Here is a 19,480-nt window from a genome sequence, read left to right as displayed (position 1 = left end):
CAACTCCCGAACGGCCAGACGGAGATGCGTAACAGGCCCTGAGCCCGAGGCCGGAATCCCAACACGATATTGTCTGACTTCATCGATTTACCACTCTGAAAATACATGTCAAGACATTGATTGTGCCGTAAACTCATGAAATATCGGATGTATCCCCGCAAGTGAAACGCAGAGGAGCATCCGGTGAAAATCCCCCCGATCACCGCAAGAGCCTCACGATCCGCCGGTCGTCCGGCAGTGGCGCTGGGAGTCGCCCTCGCCTTGGTCGCGATGAACGCCATCCAGGCCACCGCGGCCCCCGCTCCCGCCTCCCCCGAGAACGCCATCACCCGGGCCGTCGAGCCGACCGGCGAGGTCCCGGGCGGTTTCGCCTCCTGGAAGGACCTGGTGGCCACCCAGGAGAAGCTGGTCAAGGCCGCAGACCGCGTCACCGCCGCCGTCAGGACGCAGGGCGACATTGGGTTCGCCGGCATCGTCGCGGCGCCGGAGAACCGCGAACTGCGTGTCTACTGGAAGGGAGACACCCCCGAGCGCATCGACGACCTGGTCGGCCGACTACGCCGGGACGTCCCGGTCAGTGTCCTGCCCGCGGCCTACTCGGCCCGGGAACTGGAGAGCGAGACGAACCGTCTCGGCCGCACCTCCGGCGGCGCGATCACCTCGATCGCGCCGAACGTCGACGGCTCGGGCCTGACGGTCTCGGGCGCCGCCTACGGCCTGACCCGCTCGAAGGTCGCCGACTCGGCGGTACCGGTCACCGTGGAGGCCGGCGTCACACCGACCCCGGCCAGCCGCTGGGACGATGCCGCGCCCTGGCTGGGCGGCGCGGCCTGGCGCACCACCGGCACCGGCCGCGGCTGCTCGACGGGCTTCGCCGTCACCGCCGGCGGGGCGAGCTGGATGCTGTCCGCGGCCCACTGCGGCAGCATCGGGCAGACGGCCACCGACCCGACCGGCCAGGTGATCGGCCCGATCGCCTATGCCAACACCAGCCGCGACGTGATGCTGATCCGCGCGAGCACCGCCGGCCGCGTCTACAACAACAACCCCGGCACCGTATCGCCGGAGTTCAGCAACCCGGTCGTCGGCACCTCCGCCTCCTACGTGGGCATGTGGCTCTGCACCTCCGGCGCCTACTCGGGCACCATCTGCCTTTGCCAGGTGAAGATGACCAACGTCACGATCTACCTTGCCGAGAGCGTGCTCTACGGCCTGGCCCTTCTTGAGAATCCGACGCGCAAGAACGTGGCCGGCCAGGGCGACAGCGGCGGCCCGGTGGAGACTCCCGAACCGTCCGGCACCACCCAGCAGTACGCGGTGGGGGTCATCTCCCTGATCGACACCAGCGCTCAGGTGCCCTGCACCGGCTACGTCCCCAACGGCCGCGTCTGCTCCTGGCGGCTGTACTACGCGCCGTGGAGCAACGCGACCGCCGCCTTCCCGGGAATCGCCATCGCGACCGGCTGACGAATCGATCGAGCCGATCACCGCGTGAGCCGCGGTGGCGGCCATCTGGGGCGTGACGTGCATGGCAGGCATCCGGCCTCGTGTTGATACCTTCCCTCATCAGGAAGAAAACCCGGTTCGTACAGCGCCGCACCAGGACAGCTGCGACATCATGGCCAGGAGGTTCCCGCTTGCCTGCCACGCGAGTACGTCCCCATGTCGCGCGAGTGCTGGAGCGCACCCGCGCCATGGTGTTCGTTTTCGACAGTGTGATCTGCGACCTGTTCGCCGGTGTGGACACGTCGGCGATCACCGACGACATCCGCGCGCGCCTCCCGGCCCCACATCCTGCGCCGCTGCCGGACAGCATCGCCTTCCTCATGGCGACCAGTCCGCTGTGGATGGTGGCCTACGCCCACCAGGTCAGTGCCGCCCACGGCGACGAGGCGGAGGACATCCTGCGCGCGGCCGAGACGACCGCGGTCACCACGGCCGTTCCCACGCCCGGCGTACGCGAGGCTCTGCTGGCCTGTCAGGCCGGCGGTAGGAACGTCGCCGTGGTGGGCAGTCGCTACTCCGCCACCATCGAGTCCTATCTGGACCGGCACGAGCTGCGGCAGCTGGTGGGACCGGTCATCGGGTACCGGCACCACCGTCCTTCGAGCAGACCGATGGGAACCGCCCTCGTACAACGGGCGAGAAAGGCACTGGCCGTGAAACCCGCCGAATGCACCGTGGTCGGCGCCTCCGTCCGGGCGATGATGATCGCGGCGGACCTCGGCACCCGGGCGATCGGCATCGCCGGCCTGCGTGACAGCCGCAAGCACATGACCGAGATCAACGGCTCGGTCGTCGTCTCATCCCTGCCCCACTTGGCCGACGCCCTCGCCACAGTCCCCATCAATGAAGGCATCACAACATCACCCATGTAGCGCGACCCCCTCCAACGTCACCATGGGGAGCGGCCTACCCGTATGAGATCACTGGACGATGTGTGGCCGTCACGCCAGATACACATGCCAGGAGTGGGATGGGGGATCGAGCAGGTAGAGGGCGTGCGCCCTGCCGACGGCCCGGTAGCGGCCGAGTGGCCTGCCACCCGGCATGGTGAGGATCGTCTTTTCCTCCAAGAGCACGGCGCCATTGGTCAGGCGGCACCGGTGTAAGCGGTCATGACCTTCCCTGTCTGCGAGGAAGGTGACCTGGTCGCCACGTACAGCAAGCCCGTGCGCTCCCTTCACGGGTGTCTCGCGGATCGTCAGCCGGCCCCCGGTATGGATCTCGATCAGAGAGAACGCCTGGTAGTAGTAGGCCCACGCGACGCCGTCGGTGACGTTGAGCGCGTAGCAGTCGGCGATGTGCTCTCCTCCCGGGGGAGGCTGATACGCCCACTGCCGGTTGCCGCCGGTGTCCCAGCGGACAAGGCCTGGCGCGCTGATGGGGTCGGTGTAGATGGCCTGGTCGAAGTAGCCGGTCCACACGTTGTGGCGCCGATCGGCGAGGAGGTGTCCGGGCCAGCCGATCGGGAAGCTACGGCGTGGTCGCCCATCGCGGCCGTAGATCTGAGCGTTGGCAGCTGCTGAAGCGGGCGTGCGGTGCCGAGCAGCGGTGCCGGTCAGCAGGAAGCGACCGTTGGGCAGCGCGTCGAGCTCGCCGACCAGCAGGTGAACGTCATGGAGGACGAGTTCACTCACGGTGCCGTTCCTGTCCATGACGAGCAGCGCGTCATAGGGCTGTTTTCGGGGCGGTGCGGTGAGCCCTCCGTTCCCGGAGAGGTCATCCGGTAGCGCGTCCGGGCTGTCGGACAGCAACCACAGTGTCCGGCCGTACGCGTCGACCGTGCTGGCCAGCACTTCGAGACCGCGGTACTCACGCGGCAGCCGGGCGTACGGCTGCAGAGCCACCTCTTTCAATATGTCACCTCGGAGACGAGAAGCGGTGAGTCGCGGTGATCCCGCGCAGCACACCTGCTCAGGGGTTGCAGAGTTCCCCCGACTGTTCTACCCCGGTTGATGCTTTACAGGCATCCCATTCACCCCGCGCCCGGACAGGGACCGGCGAAGCGAACCGATCGACCGGGAAGCGACGTCTATGGACTATGAAGCTTTCCACGTCGATCGGTCTTGGCCTCGCGACGGCCGGGGTGTGCGGGGCGGCCGTGCTCCTCTCGGGAGCGGTCGGCGAGTCATCGCCCGTACCGGCCACCTGCCCGCAACGCTGGGGCAGCGACGACATCGGCGGCTGGGTACCCGCCGCCGCCGACATCGACGGCGTGGAGGAGTCGCTCGTCCCCGGCTCACCGGTGAAGGCCCTCATCTGCGCCTACCCCGGGGACAACACGCGTCCGGGTGGTGAGCGGCTGGCCGGTTCGCGAACGCTGACAGACCAGGCGGCGGCGATGGCCGGTGACCTCGCCTACCTCCCGGTGACCACCGCCGATGTGGGCCGGGCATGCACGCTGATGGGGGGACCGATGACCAACTACCTCATCCGGTTCGCCTACCCCGACGGCCGCGCCCTGTGGGTGGGCAGCGCCGAGGAGGTCAATCGCTGCGTGAGGACCACCAACGGCACGGCCAGCAGCACCTCCTACGCCGGGCCCGCCATCACCACCGCCTACAAGGACGGAATCTGGCGGCCCGTACCACCGGAGGACCCCTGCCGGGGCCCCGGCGACCGCCGAGGTCAGGACGAGCTGATGGTTCCCGGACGCCCCGGACGCCTCACCGTGTGCAGGGACGCCACGTACTCAAGGCCGCCCTACCGCAAACGGCACAACAGGGACATCGCCCGCGCCCTGGCCGCGACACTGAACTCCCTGGACACCGTACCGAGCGACAACACCTGCAAAGGGCTCGGAGGCGCCACCCAACGCGGCATCCGGCTGATATTCGACTATCCGCAAGGGCCGGCCGCCGCGGTGACGATCTCGATGAACTGCGCCCCCGCCGTCAACAACGGCCCGCTCCAGGCCGACCTGGACGACCCCGTCCGCGACCAGATCCTCCGCCTCGCCCCCTCGTGACATGAAGAGACGCAACGACCACTCGCTTCACGAGGTGGCGTGCACGGTCGAGCCGGGAGACGCCGCTCACGCACCTCGGGCCGGGACGGCGATCGACACCTCGCCACTTTCGAGACGGCGTAGCACGTCGAGACACGGGAAGCTTCACTAAATGAGTGAAGACGGTTACCCAGCGCGAGTTCCGCAACAACTCCGCGGCCGTCATGGACGCGGTGGAGGCGGGTGAGATCTACCACATCACCCGCAACGGCATTGAGGTCGCCGAATTACGGCCCCTTGCCCGCAGGCGGCGCCTGACCGCCGAGGAACTGGTCGCCCGCCATCGCCGACCACCGCGGGTGGACTACGAGCACATGCGCCAGGAGGCCGACAAGTTCTTCGACGCATATGACAATTCCGCGGAACACACTGAGAACACCGTCATCGCGTCCCCGACGTTCCGACCCACCACTCCGGCAGAAAATCAGGTGCGGACCACCGGTGCGGTGGGGTGTGATCGGGGCCATGGCGATCGTGTCGGGTGAGCCGGGAGTCGACGGGCTGAGCGCGGTCGTGGACGTGCTGCGGGACTGGCAGCACGACGAGGCGCCACCGCAACTCCACCCGGGAGACCTGGGCTGGTTCTGGCGATTCGGCGCGGAGGCGACGGCCGCGGCGGTCCGGACCTGGAGCCGTGACGGACGGATTCTCGCCGTCGGGCTGCTGGACGACCCCAGGGTGTTGCGGCTCGCGATCGCGCCGGACGCCCGGCGGGACGAGGAGGTGGCGCGACGGCTGGTCGCGGACATGACCGAGCCGGAGCGCGGCGTACTGCCCGAGGGGAGAGCGAACGTCGAAGCGCCCATGCGCGCGCTGGTCCGGGACCTGCTGTCCGGGAACGGCTGGAACGCCGGCGAGCCGTGGACGCCGCTGCGCCGCGACCTCGCGGAGCCGGTGCAGGACCCGGACGTGCGGATCGAGGTGATCGGACCGGAGCAGGCGGACGTGCGGGCCGCCGTACAGCGGGCGTCGTTCGACGGGTCGACGTTCACCGACGAGCGCTGGCACGCGATGGCGGCCGGACCGCCGTACGCCGACGCCCGGTGTCTGGTCGCGTACGACGACCGGGGCGACGCGGTGGCGGCGGTGACGGTGTGGTCGGCCGGTCCGGGGAAGCCCGGGTTGCTGGAGCCGATGGGCGTGCACCGCGAACATCGCGGCCACGGCCATGGCCACGCGATCACCCTCGCCGCGGCGGCCGCCCTAAGAAAGCTGGGCTCGTCGAGCGCGACCGTCATCACCCCCAGCTCCAATGTCGGCGCCGTCGCCACCTACAGGTCGGCCGGCTTCCAGCGACGCCCCGAGGCCCGCGACCTGCGCCGGGACGCCTTCTCATGAATACCAGGGGGTCAGCGCAGTCGCGCACGAACGGCATCGGTGGCCCGCGTATCCCTGAGCTCGATGAACTTCTCGACGGAGAGCTTCCCAATTTTTCGGCGTTCCGGCGTCTTGCCGCCAAGCTCGGGCTCTGTCACCTTGTTCGTCGTGTCCACCGATCTACCAGCCGGAACGTTGGGCGCGTTTCAGGAGCCCCCGCGATCTCCTCGCCCCTTCCCACCCCCTCCTGCAGCCCCCGTCCAGTCGCGCCGAGCGACCCGTGGCGGTCAGCCGGATGTGGTGATCCTCCAGTGGTAGCCGTCGGGGTCGGTGCAGTGCCCGGCGTAATCACCCCGGTCGGTTCGGGCCGCTGCGGCGGTGACCCGGCCGCCGGCAGAGTCAGCGGCGCTTAGAAGAGCGTCGACGTCGTCACGGGAAGCGGCGATGTGGGTGAGGACGAGCGCCGAGAAGCCGTCACCGTGCTCGTCGACGCCGGCGTCCTTGGCGAGGGCTTTGCGTGGCAGCAGGCCCAGCCGGCACACGCCGTCGGCGATGGCGAAGTCGAGGAATTTGTCGCCGTAGTCATGGTTGACGCTCATGCCCAGCGTCTCATAGAACGCCCTGGATGCCATCGGCTTGGCGACGCCGAGGTAGATGGCGGTCTCGATCGGCTTCGGCGGGTCGGGGACGGGATCGGTGTCCTTCTTGGAGGCCGCGGTCAGCTTCCACACGGCCCCGTCCGGTGCCTGGTAGACGGCGGTGAACTCACCGAAGAACTGCTTCCTCGCCGGCTTGATGACCGTCGCGCCCTTGGCTGTGGCGGCATCGAGAAGGGCCTTGACCTCGGCGGGCCGGTTGACGATGGAGGACAGGACGTAGCCACGGAAACCCAAGGTCGCCGGGTCCGTACCGGAGTCGGTGGCGAGCGCGTCGATCTGGCGGAGGGCGAGCCGCCCGGTGCCGTGAAGGTCGAGGCCGGCGGTGTGGTCGTCGTCCGTGGCCGTGGCTGAGAACGCGGACGTGTAGAAGGCACATGCGGCTTCTACCTGCGGTACACCGAGAGTGATGATGTCGACAGAGAGCGGCATCGGTGGTCCTTTCGTGCTTTCAGTGTGAAAGTTGTGCGGGCCGGCTCAGGCAGATGCGCTGGTTACGCGGATGAGGTTGCCGGCGGGATCACGGAAGGCGCAGTCACGGACTCCGTAGTCCTGGTCGATGGGTTCCTGGACCACATCGGCACCTGCGGCCTGCAGACGGTCGAACAGCCCGTCGAGGTCGTCGGTGGCCAGCGTGACGGCGGCGTAGGCGCCCTTGGTGATGAGTTCCAAGATGGTGCGGCGCTCCTCGTCGGTGATGCCCGGATCGGCCGCCGGCGGCTGCAGCACGATGGAGGTGCCGGGCTGTCCGACCGGGCCGACGGTGATCCACCGCATGTCTTCGTAGCCGGCATCGGCCCGGACCTCGAAGCCCAGGATGTCGCGATAGAAACCTAGAGCGGCCTCGGGGTCGGTGTGCGGGAGGAAGGCGTGCTGAATGGTGACGTTCATGCCCGGCACGCTACGCATGACTACCGGGCGCGGGCTTCTCGATTCTTGACCGGTCTGGTCACCTGCTTGCTCAGACACGGCGGAATACCCGCTGCGGCCTGGGAATGGTCACGCCGGTAGACGCTCGGCGGCACGCCGACCAGTTCGGTGAACCTCGTACTGAACGTGCCCAGTGAGGAGAAACCCACCTCGAAACACACTTCCGTGACGCTGAGGTCTCCGCGGCGCAGCAGCGTCATCGCCCGTTCGATCCGCCGGGTCATCAGATACGAGTACGGAGACTCACCGTAGACGCGACGGAACTCTCGACTCAGGTGCCCGACCGACATATGCGCCCCAGCGGCCAGCGCCTGAAGGTTCAGCGGCTTGGCGTACTCACGATCGATCCGATCCCGGACACGACGGATCACGGCGATGTCCTGCAACCGTTGCGCCTCCGCACGCCCGAGACCCATACGCACCATCTTCCACCTCGCCTGCCGCGCGGGCGACAGCCGGCAGTGTGGGCCCGTGCGACGAGGTGTGTCCCGGAAGCGCGGGGCGAGCATCGATCAAGAATCGAGAAGCGCCGGCTTCGCGGCACGGCTAGCGTCACAACCACTTCACAGCGATGACGACGAGGAGAGTGACAGCGGTGAGCGCGGACATCGGCGCGGAGAGCAAGAAAAGCACGGACGGTTTCTCCGAGGAGGAGCGTGCCGCCATCAAGGAACGCGCCGCGGAACTGAGGAAGGAGGCGAACCGTGGCCGTGGCAACAAGGCGGCCGCCGAGGAACTCGATGTGCTGTCGAAGATCGCGGAGATGGAACCGTCGGACCGCACAATGGCCGAACGCATCCACGCCATTGTCACCACCAACGCCCCAGAGCTGTCGCCGAAGCTGTGGTACGGACAGCCGGCCTACGCCAGAAAAGGGAAGGTTGTGTGCTTCTTCCGTAGCGGGAACACGGACAAAGAGCCCTACTCAACCTTCAGCTTCACCTCCGAGGCAAAGCTCGCCGACGACAGCGGCCTGTGGCCCACGTCCTTCGCCGTGACCGAGTTGAGCGACGAAGTCGCGAAGACGATCACCGCTCTCGTCAAGAAGGCCGTGAGCTGAGGCACCGCCTCGGCGGTAGGGGGTACACCGACTCGGCGAGGCCGGGAGCCGACGCCGTACTTCGCCTGGCAGCGTGCCTGATGGGCGCGGGCTGGTGAGGTCGCCGGACCGAGTTCGAACCGGCCAACGTCGCGGTTCACCAGGTGGCGGTGGCGGCCGAGCTGGAAGACGCCGGTCACACGCTCCGGGTCGGGACAGCGGTCGGCGCCTCCCGCTTTCGAGTGAACGACGCGCTCGGCGCAGAACCCCGCGGCCAGCAGGCCACGCCATCGGGCACGGTCGAAACCCAGGTGAACGGCCAGTTCGGTGGAGTTGGGGCCGGGAATGAGGTTGGTGGCGCCCGTCAGGTCTCCGCCGGACCGCAGCCAGGCCGGTGAGATGAGAACCCGCGGTTGCGCGGCGAGCCCAATCCATCAAATTCATTTGATGTATTATCACGTCATGGCATCCCCCGCTCAAGTGGTTCCAGACTTCGTGCAGCTGGCCGCACACCCCGTGCGGTGGCGACTGCTGAGCGAACTGGCCACCGGCGACTATCGGGTGCGTGAGCTGGTGGAGCTGATCGGTCAGCCGCAGAACCTGCTCTCCTACCATCTGCGGTTGCTACGCGGCGGCAAGCTGGTGAGCGCACGCCGCAGCAGCGCGGATGCGCGTGACACCTATTACCACTTGGATCTGGAACGCTGCGCTCAGGCGCTGACCGATGCCGGCGCCGCTCTGCATCCGGCGCTCCACCCCGGTCCCACCCCACCGCCACGCCATCCGGGACCTGCGCCCACCGTACTGTTCACCTGCACCGGCAACAGCGCCCGCTCACCGATCGCCGAAGCCCTGCTCCGCCGCCACGCCGACCACGTCGAGGTCACCAGCGCGGGAAGCCACCCCCGGCCGCAGCTCCACCCCCATGCCGTACAGGCCTTAAACGAGGGCTACGGCATTGACCTGACAGGACAGCGCCCACGATCCCTGGCGACCATGACCGACCGCCACTTCGACTACGTGATCAGCCTGTGCGACAAGGTCCGCGAGGTCTGCCCCGACTTCGGCGACCACACCCGGCGCATCCACTGGAGCATCCCCGACCCCGCAGCGTCCAAGGCCGCCCAGAAGGACGCCCACCGCGCCTTCGTCCATACCGCGGCAGAGATCGATACCCGTGTCCGCCACCTACTGCCGGTCCTGACCCCCTAGGAGACCCTGCCATGACCACACCCGATCAGCTCGCCGGCGTCCGCTACCTCGTCGACGACGTGCGCGCCTCGATCGACTTCTACACCACTCACCTGGGCTTCACCCTGCGCCTGGACGCCGCGCCCGCCTTCGCCGACGTGGTCCGTGGTCCCCTGCGGCTGCTGCTATCCGGACCCACCAGCTCCGGCGCCCGCGCCACACCCTCGGACACCCCTGCCGGCCGAAACCGCATCCACCTCATCGTTGAGGACCTCGACACCACGATCGACCGGCTCCGCAAGGCCGAACTGCCATTCCGCAGTGACGTGGTCGCCGGCCCCGGAGGACGCCAGATCCTGCTCACCGATCCCGCCGGCAACCTCGTCGAGCTGTTCGAACCAGGCCCCACTCCAACCAACCGCCTGCCGGCCTGAACCTGATTCGCCACCTGCCGCGCTCCCAGTTCCCGAGTCGTCGGCCCTGCCGGCAGAGCCCAGCCGGTCCAGTCGCCTCAGGATGGCGGGGTCCACGGTGGATCCTGAGACGGCGGCCGTGAGCTCCTGCCAGAACTCGGCGATGAAGGGGAAGTCGCCGTCGAGGTAAAGCCCCACTCGGGTGATCTCGCGCAGTGCGTTGCCATCGAGCACGGGGCCGCCCGGGATCGGCAGGGGCCGCCTGTCGAGGGTCGCGAGCAGCCGGTCGTAGGTGCGCCGCACCTCGTCCGGTGTCGCGCCGAGGTGGTAGACGGCGTCCCGCTCGGCTGCGAAGGCCAGCAGGTCGGGCAGGCGCACCGCGATCGCCTGGCTCCAGGTTCGCCCCATGTCCCGCCACACCAGGTCCGGATCGACGGCGCCGTCCAGCACGATCCGATCGGTGCGTCCCGGGAACATCGAGACGTAGACGGCTCCCAGATAGGTGCCGTAGGAGAGGCCGAAGTAGGACAGTTTCGGCTCACCGAGTGCGGCTCGGATGCGGTCCATGTCCCGGGCTGTGTTGGCCGTGGTGATGAACGGAAGCAGATCGCCGGAATGCTCGGCGCACGCGGCCGCGGTGTCCCGTGCGAAGGCGACGTTGCGCCCGATGCCGCCATCCGGTCCCGGGTAGGGCAACAGCAGCGTGAACTGCCTCATGAGATCGAGGCCACAGGTGACCGGGGTGCTGTGGCCGACCCCGCGCGGATCGAAGCCGATCAGGTCGTACCGATCCAGGACCTCGCGCGGCAGTACGACCGCCAGCCGGCTGGGCAGGTCCAGGCCGCTACCGCCCGGGCCGCCCGGATTGGAGAGCAGGATCCCGCGACGCGCCCCGGGACGCGCCGTGCCGATCCGGGAGATCGCGATCTCGATGCTCCGCCCGCGCGGGGCGCGGTAGTCCAGCGGCACCCGCAACGTCGCGCACTGCCGGCGTGGGTCGCGCGAGACGCCGCCGGATTCCACCGGCGGGCACTCGCCCCAGATCGGAGCCGCTCCCCCGGCTTCGGCCACCGCCGACTCCGGTGTGCCGATCCGGGCCCCGGCCGACGTGGGCACGCCTGCCGCCACGATGGCCACCGTCGCCACGGCGATGAACGATGTCAGACTTGATCGCACTGGTACCCCTTTTCGAAAGGAACAGCTGCTTTCTCAATGACTGTGAAATCGGCACCGCCAGGTACGTGAGACTCTTCGCTTGATCACGTGGAGAAACAGGGGCCGTGGTTCGCGGTGGGAGTCGAGCTGCTGTTGCTCCCCATGACCCACACCGAGATCGAGATCACCGCGGAGTTGGTGCGGGATTTCCGGTGCAGCCGATGCAGCGGCCCGGACGCCGCCTGATCGGCCACCACATCGACGTCGTGCGTTCGAGGACGTGACCCCCGCGGCCGGGTCGCGGTCATGACGAGGCCGGTGCTGCCGCGCCGGATGTCAGAGCCGCCTGTACGATGCGGAGCGCCTCGCCCGCGTCGATGCCGACGCTGGCGATCAGGGCCGCGTAGTCGGCGGCGGCTCGGTGGGCTCGCTCCCGGCCCTCCTCGCCGGCGGCCGAAACGAACGAGCCCGCCCGCCCGCGTGTCTCGATCAGCCCTGCCTCCTCCAGTTCCCGGTAGGCCCGGCCGACCGTGTTGACGGCCAGGCCGAGGTCGGCCGCGAGGTGGCGGATGGTCGGCAGCCGGGCGCCCACGGCCAGCGTGCGGTCCTGGATCTGCCGGGCGAGCTGGGCTCGTAGCTGCTCGAACGGCGGCACCGGCGAGGCCGTGTCGATGACGATCATCGGACGCTCATGGCCCGCCGGCCCACCGTCGCGCTCGACGGCGTCCTGGCATGGAGCGCGATGCACGCGGCCAGGCCCAGGACCAGGTAGGCGGCCGAAGCGGCGCTCCACCAGCCGGGCGCGGTGCCGAACAGCAGCACCATGGGCAGCGACCACTGCACGTTCGGCGTGGTGACGGCGCGGGCGTCCTCGACGCGCATGATGACGTCGGCGGTGAGCGACTCCTCGTCCTCCGCCACGACCGGGCGCCTGATCAGGTGACGCAGCTGCATGGCGGTGATGGCGGTCACGCCGAGCAGGCCGATCAGCACGACGACGGCCAACTGCCGCACGGTTGAGTCGGGAACGGCCAGGGCGCTCCCGGCCAGCGCCATCGCACCGGCGAACGTGACGACCGCGAAGACGGCGTACGGCCGGCCGAGCACGACCCGCCAGCCGGGCTGGATCAGATGGGCGGCCCTGCGGGACAGCGTCGCGCCCGCCCGCTGGTCGACGCGTCGCACCCACCAGTCGAGCAGCGACTGGGCCAGCAGCAGCCCGGCCACCAACGCGGTCAGGGCCAGCAGCGGCAGCGGGCGATGCGGCTGGAAGCCGCCGAAGGCGGAACTGGCCAGCCGGTCGTAGGCCGCGGCGAGCGCGCTCGCGAGGATCAGCACGGCCAAGATGACGTTGGCGGCGAGGCCGGCGCGTCTGCGGACCGCCAGCCGGCTGGCCAGCAGCGGGGTCGGACGGGCGTCGGCCAGGTCGTGCCGGGCCAGCCACTCGCCCGCCAGTCGCAGATCGGCCGCACGCACCGGCGGGCCGACGTCCGGTAACGGTTCACGGGTCACAGCGCCTCCTTTTGTCGCAAGCTTTGTAGCAACATAGTGCGTCATGCCTTGCGACAAAGTCAACGCCCCGTGGGCTCTCGTCGTCCCGGTGGCGCGAGCCCCGGCTCAGCGGCGGCCGTCGCCGTGGACCATCAAGTGGACGGCGGCCGGCGTCGTCATCGCCTCGGTGGCGGTGACTTCGAAGACGCACCACGGCAGCGTGCGCCCCCACCCGACAGCGGCGTCGGCGGCCTCTTCATTGGCCCTGACCAGCACCGCGCCGCCGTGACACACGGCGACACCTCATGGGCCAGGTTCACCAGATCCCCGCTCATACCTGTCCAGCCTCTCCCCAGGCGAAACGGCACCCCCGGCGACGCCCTCGGCTGACATCGCACGTACGTGGATGAAGCGTCCCGGAGGTCACCTCCGGGACGCTTCATCGCTGCCCTCGTTAATCTTGATGAAGCAGTTGACCATGGTGAACGTTGCCGTCAAGATCGCCGTCGGCGTTCAGCGGGGAACGACCTGCGCCCGGACGCCGGGCAGGTCGTCGAACGCGGCGGACGAATCCATCGTGATCAGGATTCTGGCGGTGGCGGCCGCCGTCGCGGCGATCAGCAGATCGTACGCTCCCCGTGTCTTTCCCGACCGGCGCACATGCGCCAGAAGACGAGCGTGAACCCTGGCGACGTCCACCGTGTACTCCTCGACCGGAATCAACGCCAGAACCTCATCCACGAAAGCCTGCCGTCCGGGACGGCGCGCCTCATCTGCCAGCTCCACACCGACGAGCAGCTCGGCCACGGTGATCGCGGCGACCGCCACATCGTCGGCATCCCCGATCACCGCGTCCACGGAGGCCCTGCCCCGCTCCGCCGCGATCAATACGCCGGTGTCCAGGATCAGGCGTCGGGCCACGTGCTCCTCATCTCGTCGTCGACAGCCTCCCGGGCCGCCGCGACATCGGCCTCGAAATCGGCGTCCAGCGTCCCCGCAGCTCTGGCCAGGAAGGCTTTGACCATACGTCCCGGCGCCGTGGGCGCGGGACCGATCACCGCGATCCGCTTACCTCCCCGGGTGACCACGATCGTCTCCCCTCGCTCCGCCTCGTCCAGAACGACCGCGAAGCTTCGAGATGCCTCAGTAGCAGTCATCACCTTCATGAAATCAGACTATCTGATTTTGAACGGGGACCCGTTGATCGTTCTTACCGGCCATCGGACATCCTGGATCATAGATGAACGGGGCGCGCGACTTTTTCCGTATCCGCAAGGTCGCCGGCCTCGGGGACATGTGCTTTCACGATCTCCGGCACACCTGCGTTGCCCTGCTGCCCAACCTCGGCGTCCCGCCCCAGGTCATCCGCGACATCGAGGTGACCATGACCATCTACGCCCACGTCTCCCTCGACGACAAGCGCAACGCTCTTGGCAGGCTGGGCGGCGCCCTCGGCTGACATCGCACGCACACAAATGAAATGTCCCGGAGGTCACCTCCGGGACACTTCATTTCCGCCCTCGTTAACAGCGCCACTTTTCGCAATGGCGATGCCTGGTCGGCTCTGGTTCCTCACCGCGCAGCAATGTGAGTCGTACCCGCTGCCGGGCCTTGCGCTCCGCCAGGTTGGCATCCTCACCGATACCCGAATAGGACCCGCCCATATCGTGCCTGAAGCGGCGACCATCCTGCTCCTGCAAGCGAAGCGGCATTGTGTTGTCCGTCCTGCTCACATTCTCATGATCCTGCGTTTGGGCGGGATCGTCCAGGACACGAAAAACCTGGGATTTGAAGCAGCAGAGACGTTGCTGTCACTGAAGATCAAAAAAGGCCCCGAACGATAATCGCTCGGGGCGTTTGTGCTGCTCAGTTGCTGTGGTCAGGGGCGGGGTCGAACCGCCGACCTTCCGCTCTTCAGACGGAGCGATCACCCTGCCCCGCTCGACGGCCACGAGGCCAGAAGGCTGTAGACGGCTGCCAACGTGTGCTCGCGGTGGCCGATGTTGTCGTCAACCCTCACGTTCCAGAACCGAGATCGGACGAACACCCCTCCCCGGCATCAGCACAGATTGCCCCCACTGGGGCCGGAATCGACCTGCAACAAGTAGTCATCGCTGTCCTTCTCCTCCGGCCTGTCGGAGTACCACACAGACAGGTAGACATTCCGACTGTTGATGACCTTGGCGAGGCAGACCTGCGTCACACCCTCCTCCGGCTTCGGCACCGGCGTTTGCTTCCAGCCGTCCTTCGACTGCGACAGCACCGGCAAGGCCAGCGACCACCAGCACCACGACAATCATGGGCGCCCCCGGCGGCCTGCAGGTCGTACACGATCTGCCGCCAGACACCTTCGACGTACGGCCCGGCGAGGTGTGGGCGGTGGCGTTCCGCGCGGCCAATCCCGGCGTGTGGATGAACCACTGCCACAACCTCGCGCACGCCGACCAGGGGATGGCCCTGCATCTGCGGTACGAGGGCGTGACATCCCCCTTCCACGGCGGGCACGGCGGCTAGCACCGCGTGGAAGTTTCACGGCGGGGCGGGGCGTCCCGCCACCGGGCGGAAGTGGTCTTCGCAGGAGACGAGCGGGGACGGGCCGACACGGAAGGATCATGCTGCGGGCAACCGGTTGCCCGGATTTTGCGGCTATATAAGGATTCTCGCGTGACTGATCGCGCGCCCAGCGGGCCGGTGGAGATCACGGAGCCGGAACCGGCCGACGCGGAACCCGGCGCACGTCCCGCCGAGACCTCCAGCAAGACGACCGGCGAGTCAACCGGTGAGGTGGCCGGGCGGCGGTGGGTGCCCAGGTTCCTGACCGACCCCGGCGACCGGCTGGCCCTGCTCCTCTGGGCGCTGTCGCACGTCGGTGTGCTGATCTACGCCTACCTGGCCGGCCCTGGCAGGACCACCGACCCCTTCCTCAACCGGTTCACCCGCTGGGACGCCGAGAACTTCATCACCATCGCCCAGTTCGGCTACGACGGCCCCCCGGGCATGCAGGACGCTGAGAAGCTGCCGGCGTTCTTCCCCGGCATGGCGATACTGATCAGGGTGATGCGGCCGGTCATCGAAGACGGCCGGCTGGCCACGATGATCATCTCGCTGGTGGCCAGCGCGGTGCTCGCGGTGGCACTGTCGCGGCTCGCCGAGACGTACGCGGCAGGCAGCGGCCGGTACGCGGTGGCGGCGCTGTTCCTCAGCCCGTTCGCCGTGTTCCTGTACTCCGGCTACTCGGAGGCGCTGTTCCTCGCCCTGGCCGTCTCGGCGTGGCTGCTCGCCAGGAACGGCCGCTGGGAGGACGCCGCGCTGTGCGCCACCGGAGCCGCCACGGTGCGCATCTCCGGCCTGTTCCTGGCCTTCGGGCTGCTCGTCATGTTCCTGGTGGCGGAGAACGGCCGCAAACGCCCGGGCGGGTGGCGCCTGCTGCCCTGGCTCGCGCTCCCCGGTGTGCCGCTCGTGCTGTACAGCGTCTACCAGTGGACCCGCACCGGCGACTGGCTGGCCTACAACTCGGTGCAGGACCGGTTCTGGGGCCGGCACGCCGTCTGGCCGTGGGAGGCGCTCGCCAACACCTGGAGCATGTCCGACGACGTCGCCTCGCTCACCACGTCCTACTACGAGGAGATCATCTCGGCCGCGGTGCTGCTGGTGCTGGCCGGCTGCCTCGCGGTACGGCGCAAGTGGCCGGAGTTCGCGTACATCATCCCCCAGGTGCTGTCCTTCCTCACCCTGTCGTCGTTCTACATGTCGATCGGCCGGGGGTCGCTGACCTGGTTCCCCCTGTGGATCGCCATCGGCGTCGCGGGGGTGCGAAGACCCTGGGTGTGGCTGGTGAGCATGGCCATCATGATCCCGGTCATGGCGATCAACACCGGGAACTTCACCACCGGCGCGTGGATCGGCTGACACCGCCCGCGCCCGGCGGTCCACCGGCGTGCGTCAGGGCGGGCGCGGGGCGGCGGGTGCCGTCAGGGCCAGGAGGAGTCCTGCTCGGGGTCGCCACCTCCGTCATCCGATGGCAAGGGAACCCGTACCGCAGGGCCGCCAGGCCCGCCTGCGGCGCGGGGATCTCCTCGGGCTCCGCTGGGTGGACCTCGACCTCGACGGCGCGAAACTCGAAGTGATCCAGACCCTCCAGCGGGTCGGGGGTCGTCTTCAGTTCGTCCGCCCCAAGACCAATGACTCCGAACGGACTGTCCCGATTCCCTCGATCTGCGTCGAGACACTTCGGGAGCACCGTAGGCGACAGTTCGCCGAACGCTCCGACCGCTGGCAGGACTGGGAGGAACACGGCCTCGTCTTTCCGTCTCGGCGTGGAACGCCTCTGGAGCCGGACAACCTCCGGCGAAGCTGAGAAGCGATCCGCAAGGCCGCCGGCCTCGGGGACATGCGCTTTCACGATCTCCGTCCCCTGCGTGACCCTGCTACTCAACCTCGGCGCGCCGCCCCAGGTCGTCCGCGACATCGTCGACCACAGCGACATCGAGGTGACCATGACGATCTACGCCCACGTCTCCCTCGACGACAAGCGCAACGCTCTCGGCAAGCTCGGCGATGCCCTCGGCTGACATCGCACGCACACAAATGAAGTGTCCCGGAGGTCACCTCCGGGACACTTCATTTCCGCCCTCGTTAACAGCGCCACTTTTCGCAATGGCGATGCCTGGTCGGCTCTGGTTCCTCCATCGCGCTGCTGGCGGTGGGGGGACTCCCCGGCCCGGTTCATCACGTCGACGTGCGGTCGGACCCTCTGATCGAGTTGCTGCAACTGCGGCCTTCTTCGGTGGCTCCGACCCCTCCAGAGGCTCCGACCCCTCCAAAAGCCCCATCTCCTCCAGAAGCCCCGTCCCCTCCTGTGTTGCCGGACGCGAGCATCGGCGTCCAGCCGCTCACCCCTGCGCGGATCAACCTGCCGTACGACGCCGTCTCCGATGGGTACGAGCCGCCCGTGCTCCTGGTGGTACTGACCGCCTTGCCGCTGGCGGCCCGGCGCAGGTATCCGCTCACCACCTTCTGGGTGGTGGTGTCCGCGACGCTGGCCATGAACGGCGGTGAGACGTGGATCACCATGCTGACCTGCGCGATCGCCGGCTACAGTGCCATCGCCCACAGCCGCAACCGGGTGCCCGCGGTAACCGGCCTCCTGCTCGCGGCCGTGCTCGCCGGCGCCGTGGACCGAGATGTCGCGTCCGGCCTCCCCAGTCTCCCCAGTTGGCTGGGGCCTTACATCGTCCTGCTGAGCGCCGGGGTCTGCGCGAGCATCATCCGCTTCTTGCGGCGGAGCCGGGATCGGCTCACCGAACTTCAGCAGGCCCAGGAGGAAGCCATGCGGAAGGCAGTCGAGGCCGAGCGTTCCCGGATCGCCGCCGAACTCCACGACGTGGTGACCCACAATGTGAGTGTGATGGTGATCCAGGCGGGCGCGGCGCGCAAGGTGATGGACGCCGAGCCGGAACTGTCCAAGCAGGCACTGCTCGCGATCGAAAGCAGCGGTCGAGCCGCCATGGCCGAACTGCGCAACGTCATGGGCCTGCTTGCCGGACCGGAAGGCGGGCGCGTGGACGGCCGGGACGACGGGCTCGAACCGCAACCCGGACTCGACCAACTCGACGGCCTCGTCGAGCGGGTACGCGCCGCGGGGGTGTCGGTGGACGTCGCACTCTCGCCGCCGAGCCCCCTGCCCGACGGGATCGGCCTCACTGTCTACCGCGTCGTGCAGGAGGCTCTGACCAACACGATGAAGCACGCGGTCGGCGCGGCGGCGTTCGTCGCGATCGGCCACAGCGGCGACCAGCTGGAGATCGAGGTCACCGACACCGGCGGCGCGCCGGGCCCCCAGTCGCGGGCCGGCAACGGCCGCGGACTGATCGGACTCCGTGAGCGGCTGGCCGTCTACGGCGGAACCCTGGTCACCGGACCCAGAACCGGGGGCGGGTATCGGATCACGGCCCGCATTCCGTGGACCGCCGTATGAGCGGGCCGCTGCGCGCGGTCATCGCCGACGACCAGACGCTGGTCCGCACCGGGTTTCGGATGATCCTCTCCGCCGACGGCATCGAGGTGGTGGCGGAGGCGGCCGACGGGGCCGAAGCGGTCGCCGCCGTGCGGGGCACCAGGCCGGACGTCGTGCTCATGGACATCCGGATGCCGCGGATGGACGGCATCGAAGCCACCCGCCAGATCATGAGCGGTGGAGCGAACGAGACCCGCGTCGTCATCCTGACCACCTACGATCTCGACCGCTACGTCTACGCCGCCCTCACCGCCGGCGCCAGCGGCTTCCTGCTCAAAGACATCAGCCCTGAGCACCTGGTGGCCGCGGTACGTCTGGTGCGCTCCGGCGACGCCCTGCTCGCACCGACCATCACGCGCCGCCTCATCGAGCGTTTCGCACCCCGGGACGAGGCGAGGCCGATCTCCACCGCGATCTGTCCGAACTGACGCCCCGAGAACTGGAAGTGCTACGCCTGCTCGCCACCGGCCTGAGCAACGCCGAACTCGCCGACCGGCTGACTCTCAGCGCGACGACGGTGAAAACCCACGTCGCCCGCATCCTGTCCAAACTCGGCCTCCGCGACCGTGTCCAGGCCGTCGTACTGGCCTACGAAACCGGATTGATCTCCCCAGGCGGCCCATTGGGAACCGGCTGACCGGCCATCGTGTCTGAAGATTCTGAACATCGGCGAGCCGATCGCGTGATGCGGTACTGATCATCAAAACGCGGGGCCGAGGTCGGCGTCCCCAGTGTTGTCGCCCGACGGTCGGCCAGTAATCG

General features: G+C 68.4%; 27 protein-coding genes, 1 tRNA gene and 2 pseudogenes. 17 read left to right on the top strand and 13 right to left on the bottom strand.

The window, feature by feature from the left end; translation table 11 throughout:
• Positions 1-237: 237 nt before the first annotated feature.
• The gene (locus AB0K21_RS26695; RefSeq protein WP_364154187.1) at positions 238-1,467 is read left to right on the top strand and encodes a hypothetical protein; all 1,230 of its coding nucleotides are present in this window, start codon (positions 238-240) and stop codon (positions 1,465-1,467) included.
• Positions 1,468-1,637: 170 nt separating this feature from the next.
• Positions 1,638-2,378, top strand: a complete 741-nt coding sequence (locus AB0K21_RS26690; protein ID WP_364154184.1) for an HAD hydrolase-like protein — start codon at positions 1,638-1,640, stop codon at positions 2,376-2,378.
• Positions 2,379-2,447: 69 nt separating this feature from the next.
• Here AB0K21_RS26690 and AB0K21_RS26685 read toward each other — a convergent pair whose 3' ends face one another.
• Complete coding sequence (locus AB0K21_RS26685) at positions 2,448-3,350, bottom strand: hypothetical protein (RefSeq protein WP_364154181.1); 903 nt, start codon at positions 3,348-3,350, stop codon at positions 2,448-2,450.
• 194 nt (positions 3,351-3,544) lie between these two features.
• Between AB0K21_RS26685 and AB0K21_RS26680 the strand changes: the two genes are divergently transcribed.
• The 3 genes from AB0K21_RS26680 (at position 3,545) to AB0K21_RS26670 (ending at position 5,848) form a co-directional block, all read left to right on the top strand.
• The gene (locus AB0K21_RS26680; protein ID WP_364154178.1) at positions 3,545-4,471 is read left to right on the top strand and encodes a hypothetical protein; all 927 of its coding nucleotides are present in this window, start codon (positions 3,545-3,547) and stop codon (positions 4,469-4,471) included.
• A gap of 155 nt (positions 4,472-4,626) precedes the next feature.
• The gene (locus tag AB0K21_RS26675; protein WP_364154176.1) at positions 4,627-4,995 is read left to right on the top strand and encodes a type II toxin-antitoxin system prevent-host-death family antitoxin; all 369 of its coding nucleotides are present in this window, start codon (positions 4,627-4,629) and stop codon (positions 4,993-4,995) included.
• On the top strand, positions 4,976-5,848 hold the full coding sequence (locus AB0K21_RS26670) for a GNAT family N-acetyltransferase (protein WP_343972583.1): 873 nt from the start codon (positions 4,976-4,978) through the stop codon (positions 5,846-5,848). The genes AB0K21_RS26675 and AB0K21_RS26670 overlap by 20 nt, the downstream gene beginning before the upstream one ends.
• An 11-nt stretch (positions 5,849-5,859) precedes the next feature.
• Here the strand turns inward: AB0K21_RS26670 and AB0K21_RS26665 are convergent, their stop codons facing one another.
• The 4 genes from AB0K21_RS26665 to AB0K21_RS26650 form a co-directional block, all read right to left on the bottom strand.
• On the bottom strand, positions 5,860-6,003 hold the full coding sequence (locus AB0K21_RS26665; protein ID WP_343972579.1) for a hypothetical protein: 144 nt from the start codon (positions 6,001-6,003) through the stop codon (positions 5,860-5,862).
• A 111-nt stretch (positions 6,004-6,114) separates the two neighbouring features.
• Positions 6,115-6,915 carry a VOC family protein gene (locus AB0K21_RS26660; protein WP_343972576.1) on the bottom strand — a complete coding sequence of 267 codons (801 nt, stop codon included), beginning with the start codon at positions 6,913-6,915 and terminating at the stop codon, positions 6,115-6,117.
• A gap of 45 nt (positions 6,916-6,960) precedes the next feature.
• Positions 6,961-7,374 (bottom strand): VOC family protein, encoded by a 414-nt coding sequence (locus AB0K21_RS26655; protein ID WP_343972573.1) that lies wholly within the window; start codon positions 7,372-7,374, stop codon positions 6,961-6,963.
• 20 nt (positions 7,375-7,394) lie between these two features.
• Positions 7,395-7,829: a helix-turn-helix transcriptional regulator gene (locus tag AB0K21_RS26650; RefSeq protein ID WP_343972847.1), complete on the bottom strand. Its 435-nt coding sequence runs from the start codon at positions 7,827-7,829 to the stop codon at positions 7,395-7,397.
• 179 nt (positions 7,830-8,008) lie between these two features.
• On the opposite strand from AB0K21_RS26650, the gene AB0K21_RS26645 reads away from it, so the two are divergent.
• The 3 genes from AB0K21_RS26645 (at position 8,009) to AB0K21_RS26635 (ending at position 10,077) form a co-directional block, all read left to right on the top strand.
• A complete protein-coding gene (locus AB0K21_RS26645) occupies positions 8,009-8,473 on the top strand; it encodes a DUF1801 domain-containing protein (protein ID WP_364154171.1) in 465 nt (154 codons plus the stop codon).
• 441 nt (positions 8,474-8,914) lie between these two features.
• The gene (locus tag AB0K21_RS26640) at positions 8,915-9,664 is read left to right on the top strand and encodes an ArsR family transcriptional regulator (RefSeq protein WP_364154169.1); all 750 of its coding nucleotides are present in this window, start codon (positions 8,915-8,917) and stop codon (positions 9,662-9,664) included.
• Between the two features lie 11 nt (positions 9,665-9,675).
• Positions 9,676-10,077: a VOC family protein gene (locus AB0K21_RS26635; RefSeq protein WP_364154166.1), complete on the top strand. Its 402-nt coding sequence runs from the start codon at positions 9,676-9,678 to the stop codon at positions 10,075-10,077.
• 273 nt (positions 10,078-10,350) lie between these two features.
• On the opposite strand, the pseudogene AB0K21_RS26630 reads toward AB0K21_RS26635, so the two are convergent.
• A pseudogene (locus tag AB0K21_RS26630) lies at positions 10,351-11,025 on the bottom strand (alpha/beta fold hydrolase); the annotation flags it as partial.
• A gap of 294 nt (positions 11,026-11,319) precedes the next feature.
• Between AB0K21_RS26630 and AB0K21_RS26625 the strand changes: the two are divergent.
• Entirely contained in the window at positions 11,320-11,457 is a 138-nt protein-coding gene (locus tag AB0K21_RS26625; RefSeq protein ID WP_364154163.1) for a hypothetical protein, read from the top strand.
• A 58-nt stretch (positions 11,458-11,515) separates the two neighbouring features.
• On the opposite strand, the gene AB0K21_RS26620 is transcribed toward AB0K21_RS26625, so the two are convergent.
• The 5 genes from AB0K21_RS26620 to AB0K21_RS26600 all read right to left on the bottom strand — a co-directional run bounded on the left by AB0K21_RS26620 (position 11,516) and on the right by AB0K21_RS26600 (position 13,859).
• Positions 11,516-11,893 carry a GntR family transcriptional regulator gene (locus AB0K21_RS26620; RefSeq protein ID WP_364154160.1) on the bottom strand — a complete coding sequence of 126 codons (378 nt, stop codon included), beginning with the start codon at positions 11,891-11,893 and terminating at the stop codon, positions 11,516-11,518.
• Positions 11,890-12,723: a hypothetical protein gene (locus AB0K21_RS26615; RefSeq protein ID WP_364154157.1), complete on the bottom strand. Its 834-nt coding sequence runs from the start codon at positions 12,721-12,723 to the stop codon at positions 11,890-11,892. The genes AB0K21_RS26620 and AB0K21_RS26615 overlap by 4 nt, the downstream gene beginning before the upstream one ends.
• 105 nt (positions 12,724-12,828) lie before the next feature.
• Positions 12,829-12,996, bottom strand: coding sequence for a hypothetical protein (locus AB0K21_RS26610; protein ID WP_364154154.1), 168 nt, complete (start codon positions 12,994-12,996; stop codon positions 12,829-12,831).
• A 219-nt stretch (positions 12,997-13,215) separates the two neighbouring features.
• Complete coding sequence (locus tag AB0K21_RS26605) at positions 13,216-13,623, bottom strand: PIN domain-containing protein (protein WP_343963305.1); 408 nt, start codon at positions 13,621-13,623, stop codon at positions 13,216-13,218.
• Positions 13,608-13,859 (bottom strand): type II toxin-antitoxin system prevent-host-death family antitoxin, encoded by a 252-nt coding sequence (locus tag AB0K21_RS26600; protein WP_364154151.1) that lies wholly within the window; start codon positions 13,857-13,859, stop codon positions 13,608-13,610. The genes AB0K21_RS26605 and AB0K21_RS26600 overlap by 16 nt, the downstream gene beginning before the upstream one ends.
• An 83-nt stretch (positions 13,860-13,942) precedes the next feature.
• Between AB0K21_RS26600 and AB0K21_RS26595 the strand changes: the two genes are divergently transcribed.
• Positions 13,943-14,161 carry a hypothetical protein gene (locus AB0K21_RS26595; RefSeq protein WP_364154147.1) on the top strand — a complete coding sequence of 73 codons (219 nt, stop codon included), beginning with the start codon at positions 13,943-13,945 and terminating at the stop codon, positions 14,159-14,161.
• 85 nt (positions 14,162-14,246) lie between these two features.
• Positions 14,247-14,546 (top strand): hypothetical protein, encoded by a 300-nt coding sequence (locus AB0K21_RS26590; RefSeq protein ID WP_364154144.1) that lies wholly within the window; start codon positions 14,247-14,249, stop codon positions 14,544-14,546.
• 32 nt (positions 14,547-14,578) lie between these two features.
• On the opposite strand, the gene AB0K21_RS26585 is transcribed toward AB0K21_RS26590, so the two are convergent.
• A tRNA-Phe gene (locus AB0K21_RS26585) sits at positions 14,579-14,644 on the bottom strand.
• 117 nt (positions 14,645-14,761) lie between these two features.
• Complete coding sequence (locus AB0K21_RS26580; protein WP_343963302.1) at positions 14,762-14,971, bottom strand: hypothetical protein; 210 nt, start codon at positions 14,969-14,971, stop codon at positions 14,762-14,764.
• 29 nt (positions 14,972-15,000) lie between these two features.
• On the opposite strand from AB0K21_RS26580, the gene AB0K21_RS26575 reads away from it, so the two are divergent.
• The 6 genes and pseudogenes from AB0K21_RS26575 to AB0K21_RS26550 all read left to right on the top strand — a co-directional run bounded on the left by AB0K21_RS26575 (position 15,001) and on the right by AB0K21_RS26550 (position 19,355).
• Positions 15,001-15,216 carry a multicopper oxidase domain-containing protein gene (locus AB0K21_RS26575; RefSeq protein WP_343963301.1) on the top strand — a complete coding sequence of 72 codons (216 nt, stop codon included), beginning with the start codon at positions 15,001-15,003 and terminating at the stop codon, positions 15,214-15,216.
• 150 nt (positions 15,217-15,366) lie between these two features.
• On the top strand, positions 15,367-16,611 hold the full coding sequence (locus AB0K21_RS26570) for a mannosyltransferase family protein (protein WP_364154139.1): 1,245 nt from the start codon (positions 15,367-15,369) through the stop codon (positions 16,609-16,611).
• A gap of 109 nt (positions 16,612-16,720) precedes the next feature.
• The gene (locus tag AB0K21_RS26565) at positions 16,721-17,059 is read left to right on the top strand and encodes a hypothetical protein (RefSeq protein WP_343963298.1); all 339 of its coding nucleotides are present in this window, start codon (positions 16,721-16,723) and stop codon (positions 17,057-17,059) included.
• A 61-nt stretch (positions 17,060-17,120) separates the two neighbouring features.
• Positions 17,121-17,273 (top strand): hypothetical protein, encoded by a 153-nt coding sequence (locus tag AB0K21_RS26560; protein WP_343963297.1) that lies wholly within the window; start codon positions 17,121-17,123, stop codon positions 17,271-17,273.
• Between the two features lie 290 nt (positions 17,274-17,563).
• Positions 17,564-18,679, top strand: coding sequence for a histidine kinase (locus AB0K21_RS26555; protein WP_364154134.1), 1,116 nt, complete (start codon positions 17,564-17,566; stop codon positions 18,677-18,679).
• A pseudogene (locus AB0K21_RS26550) lies at positions 18,676-19,355 on the top strand (response regulator transcription factor). Before AB0K21_RS26555 ends, AB0K21_RS26550 begins: the two are co-directional and overlap by 4 nt.
• Positions 19,356-19,480: the final 125 nt, after the last annotated feature.

Source organism: Streptosporangium sp. NPDC049248, assembly GCF_040678965.1.
Lineage (GTDB): Bacteria > Actinomycetota > Actinomycetes > Streptosporangiales > Streptosporangiaceae > Streptosporangium > Streptosporangium fukuiense.
The sequence above is the reverse complement of the archived record's forward strand: the minus strand, read 5'-3'. Positions and strand labels throughout refer to the sequence as shown.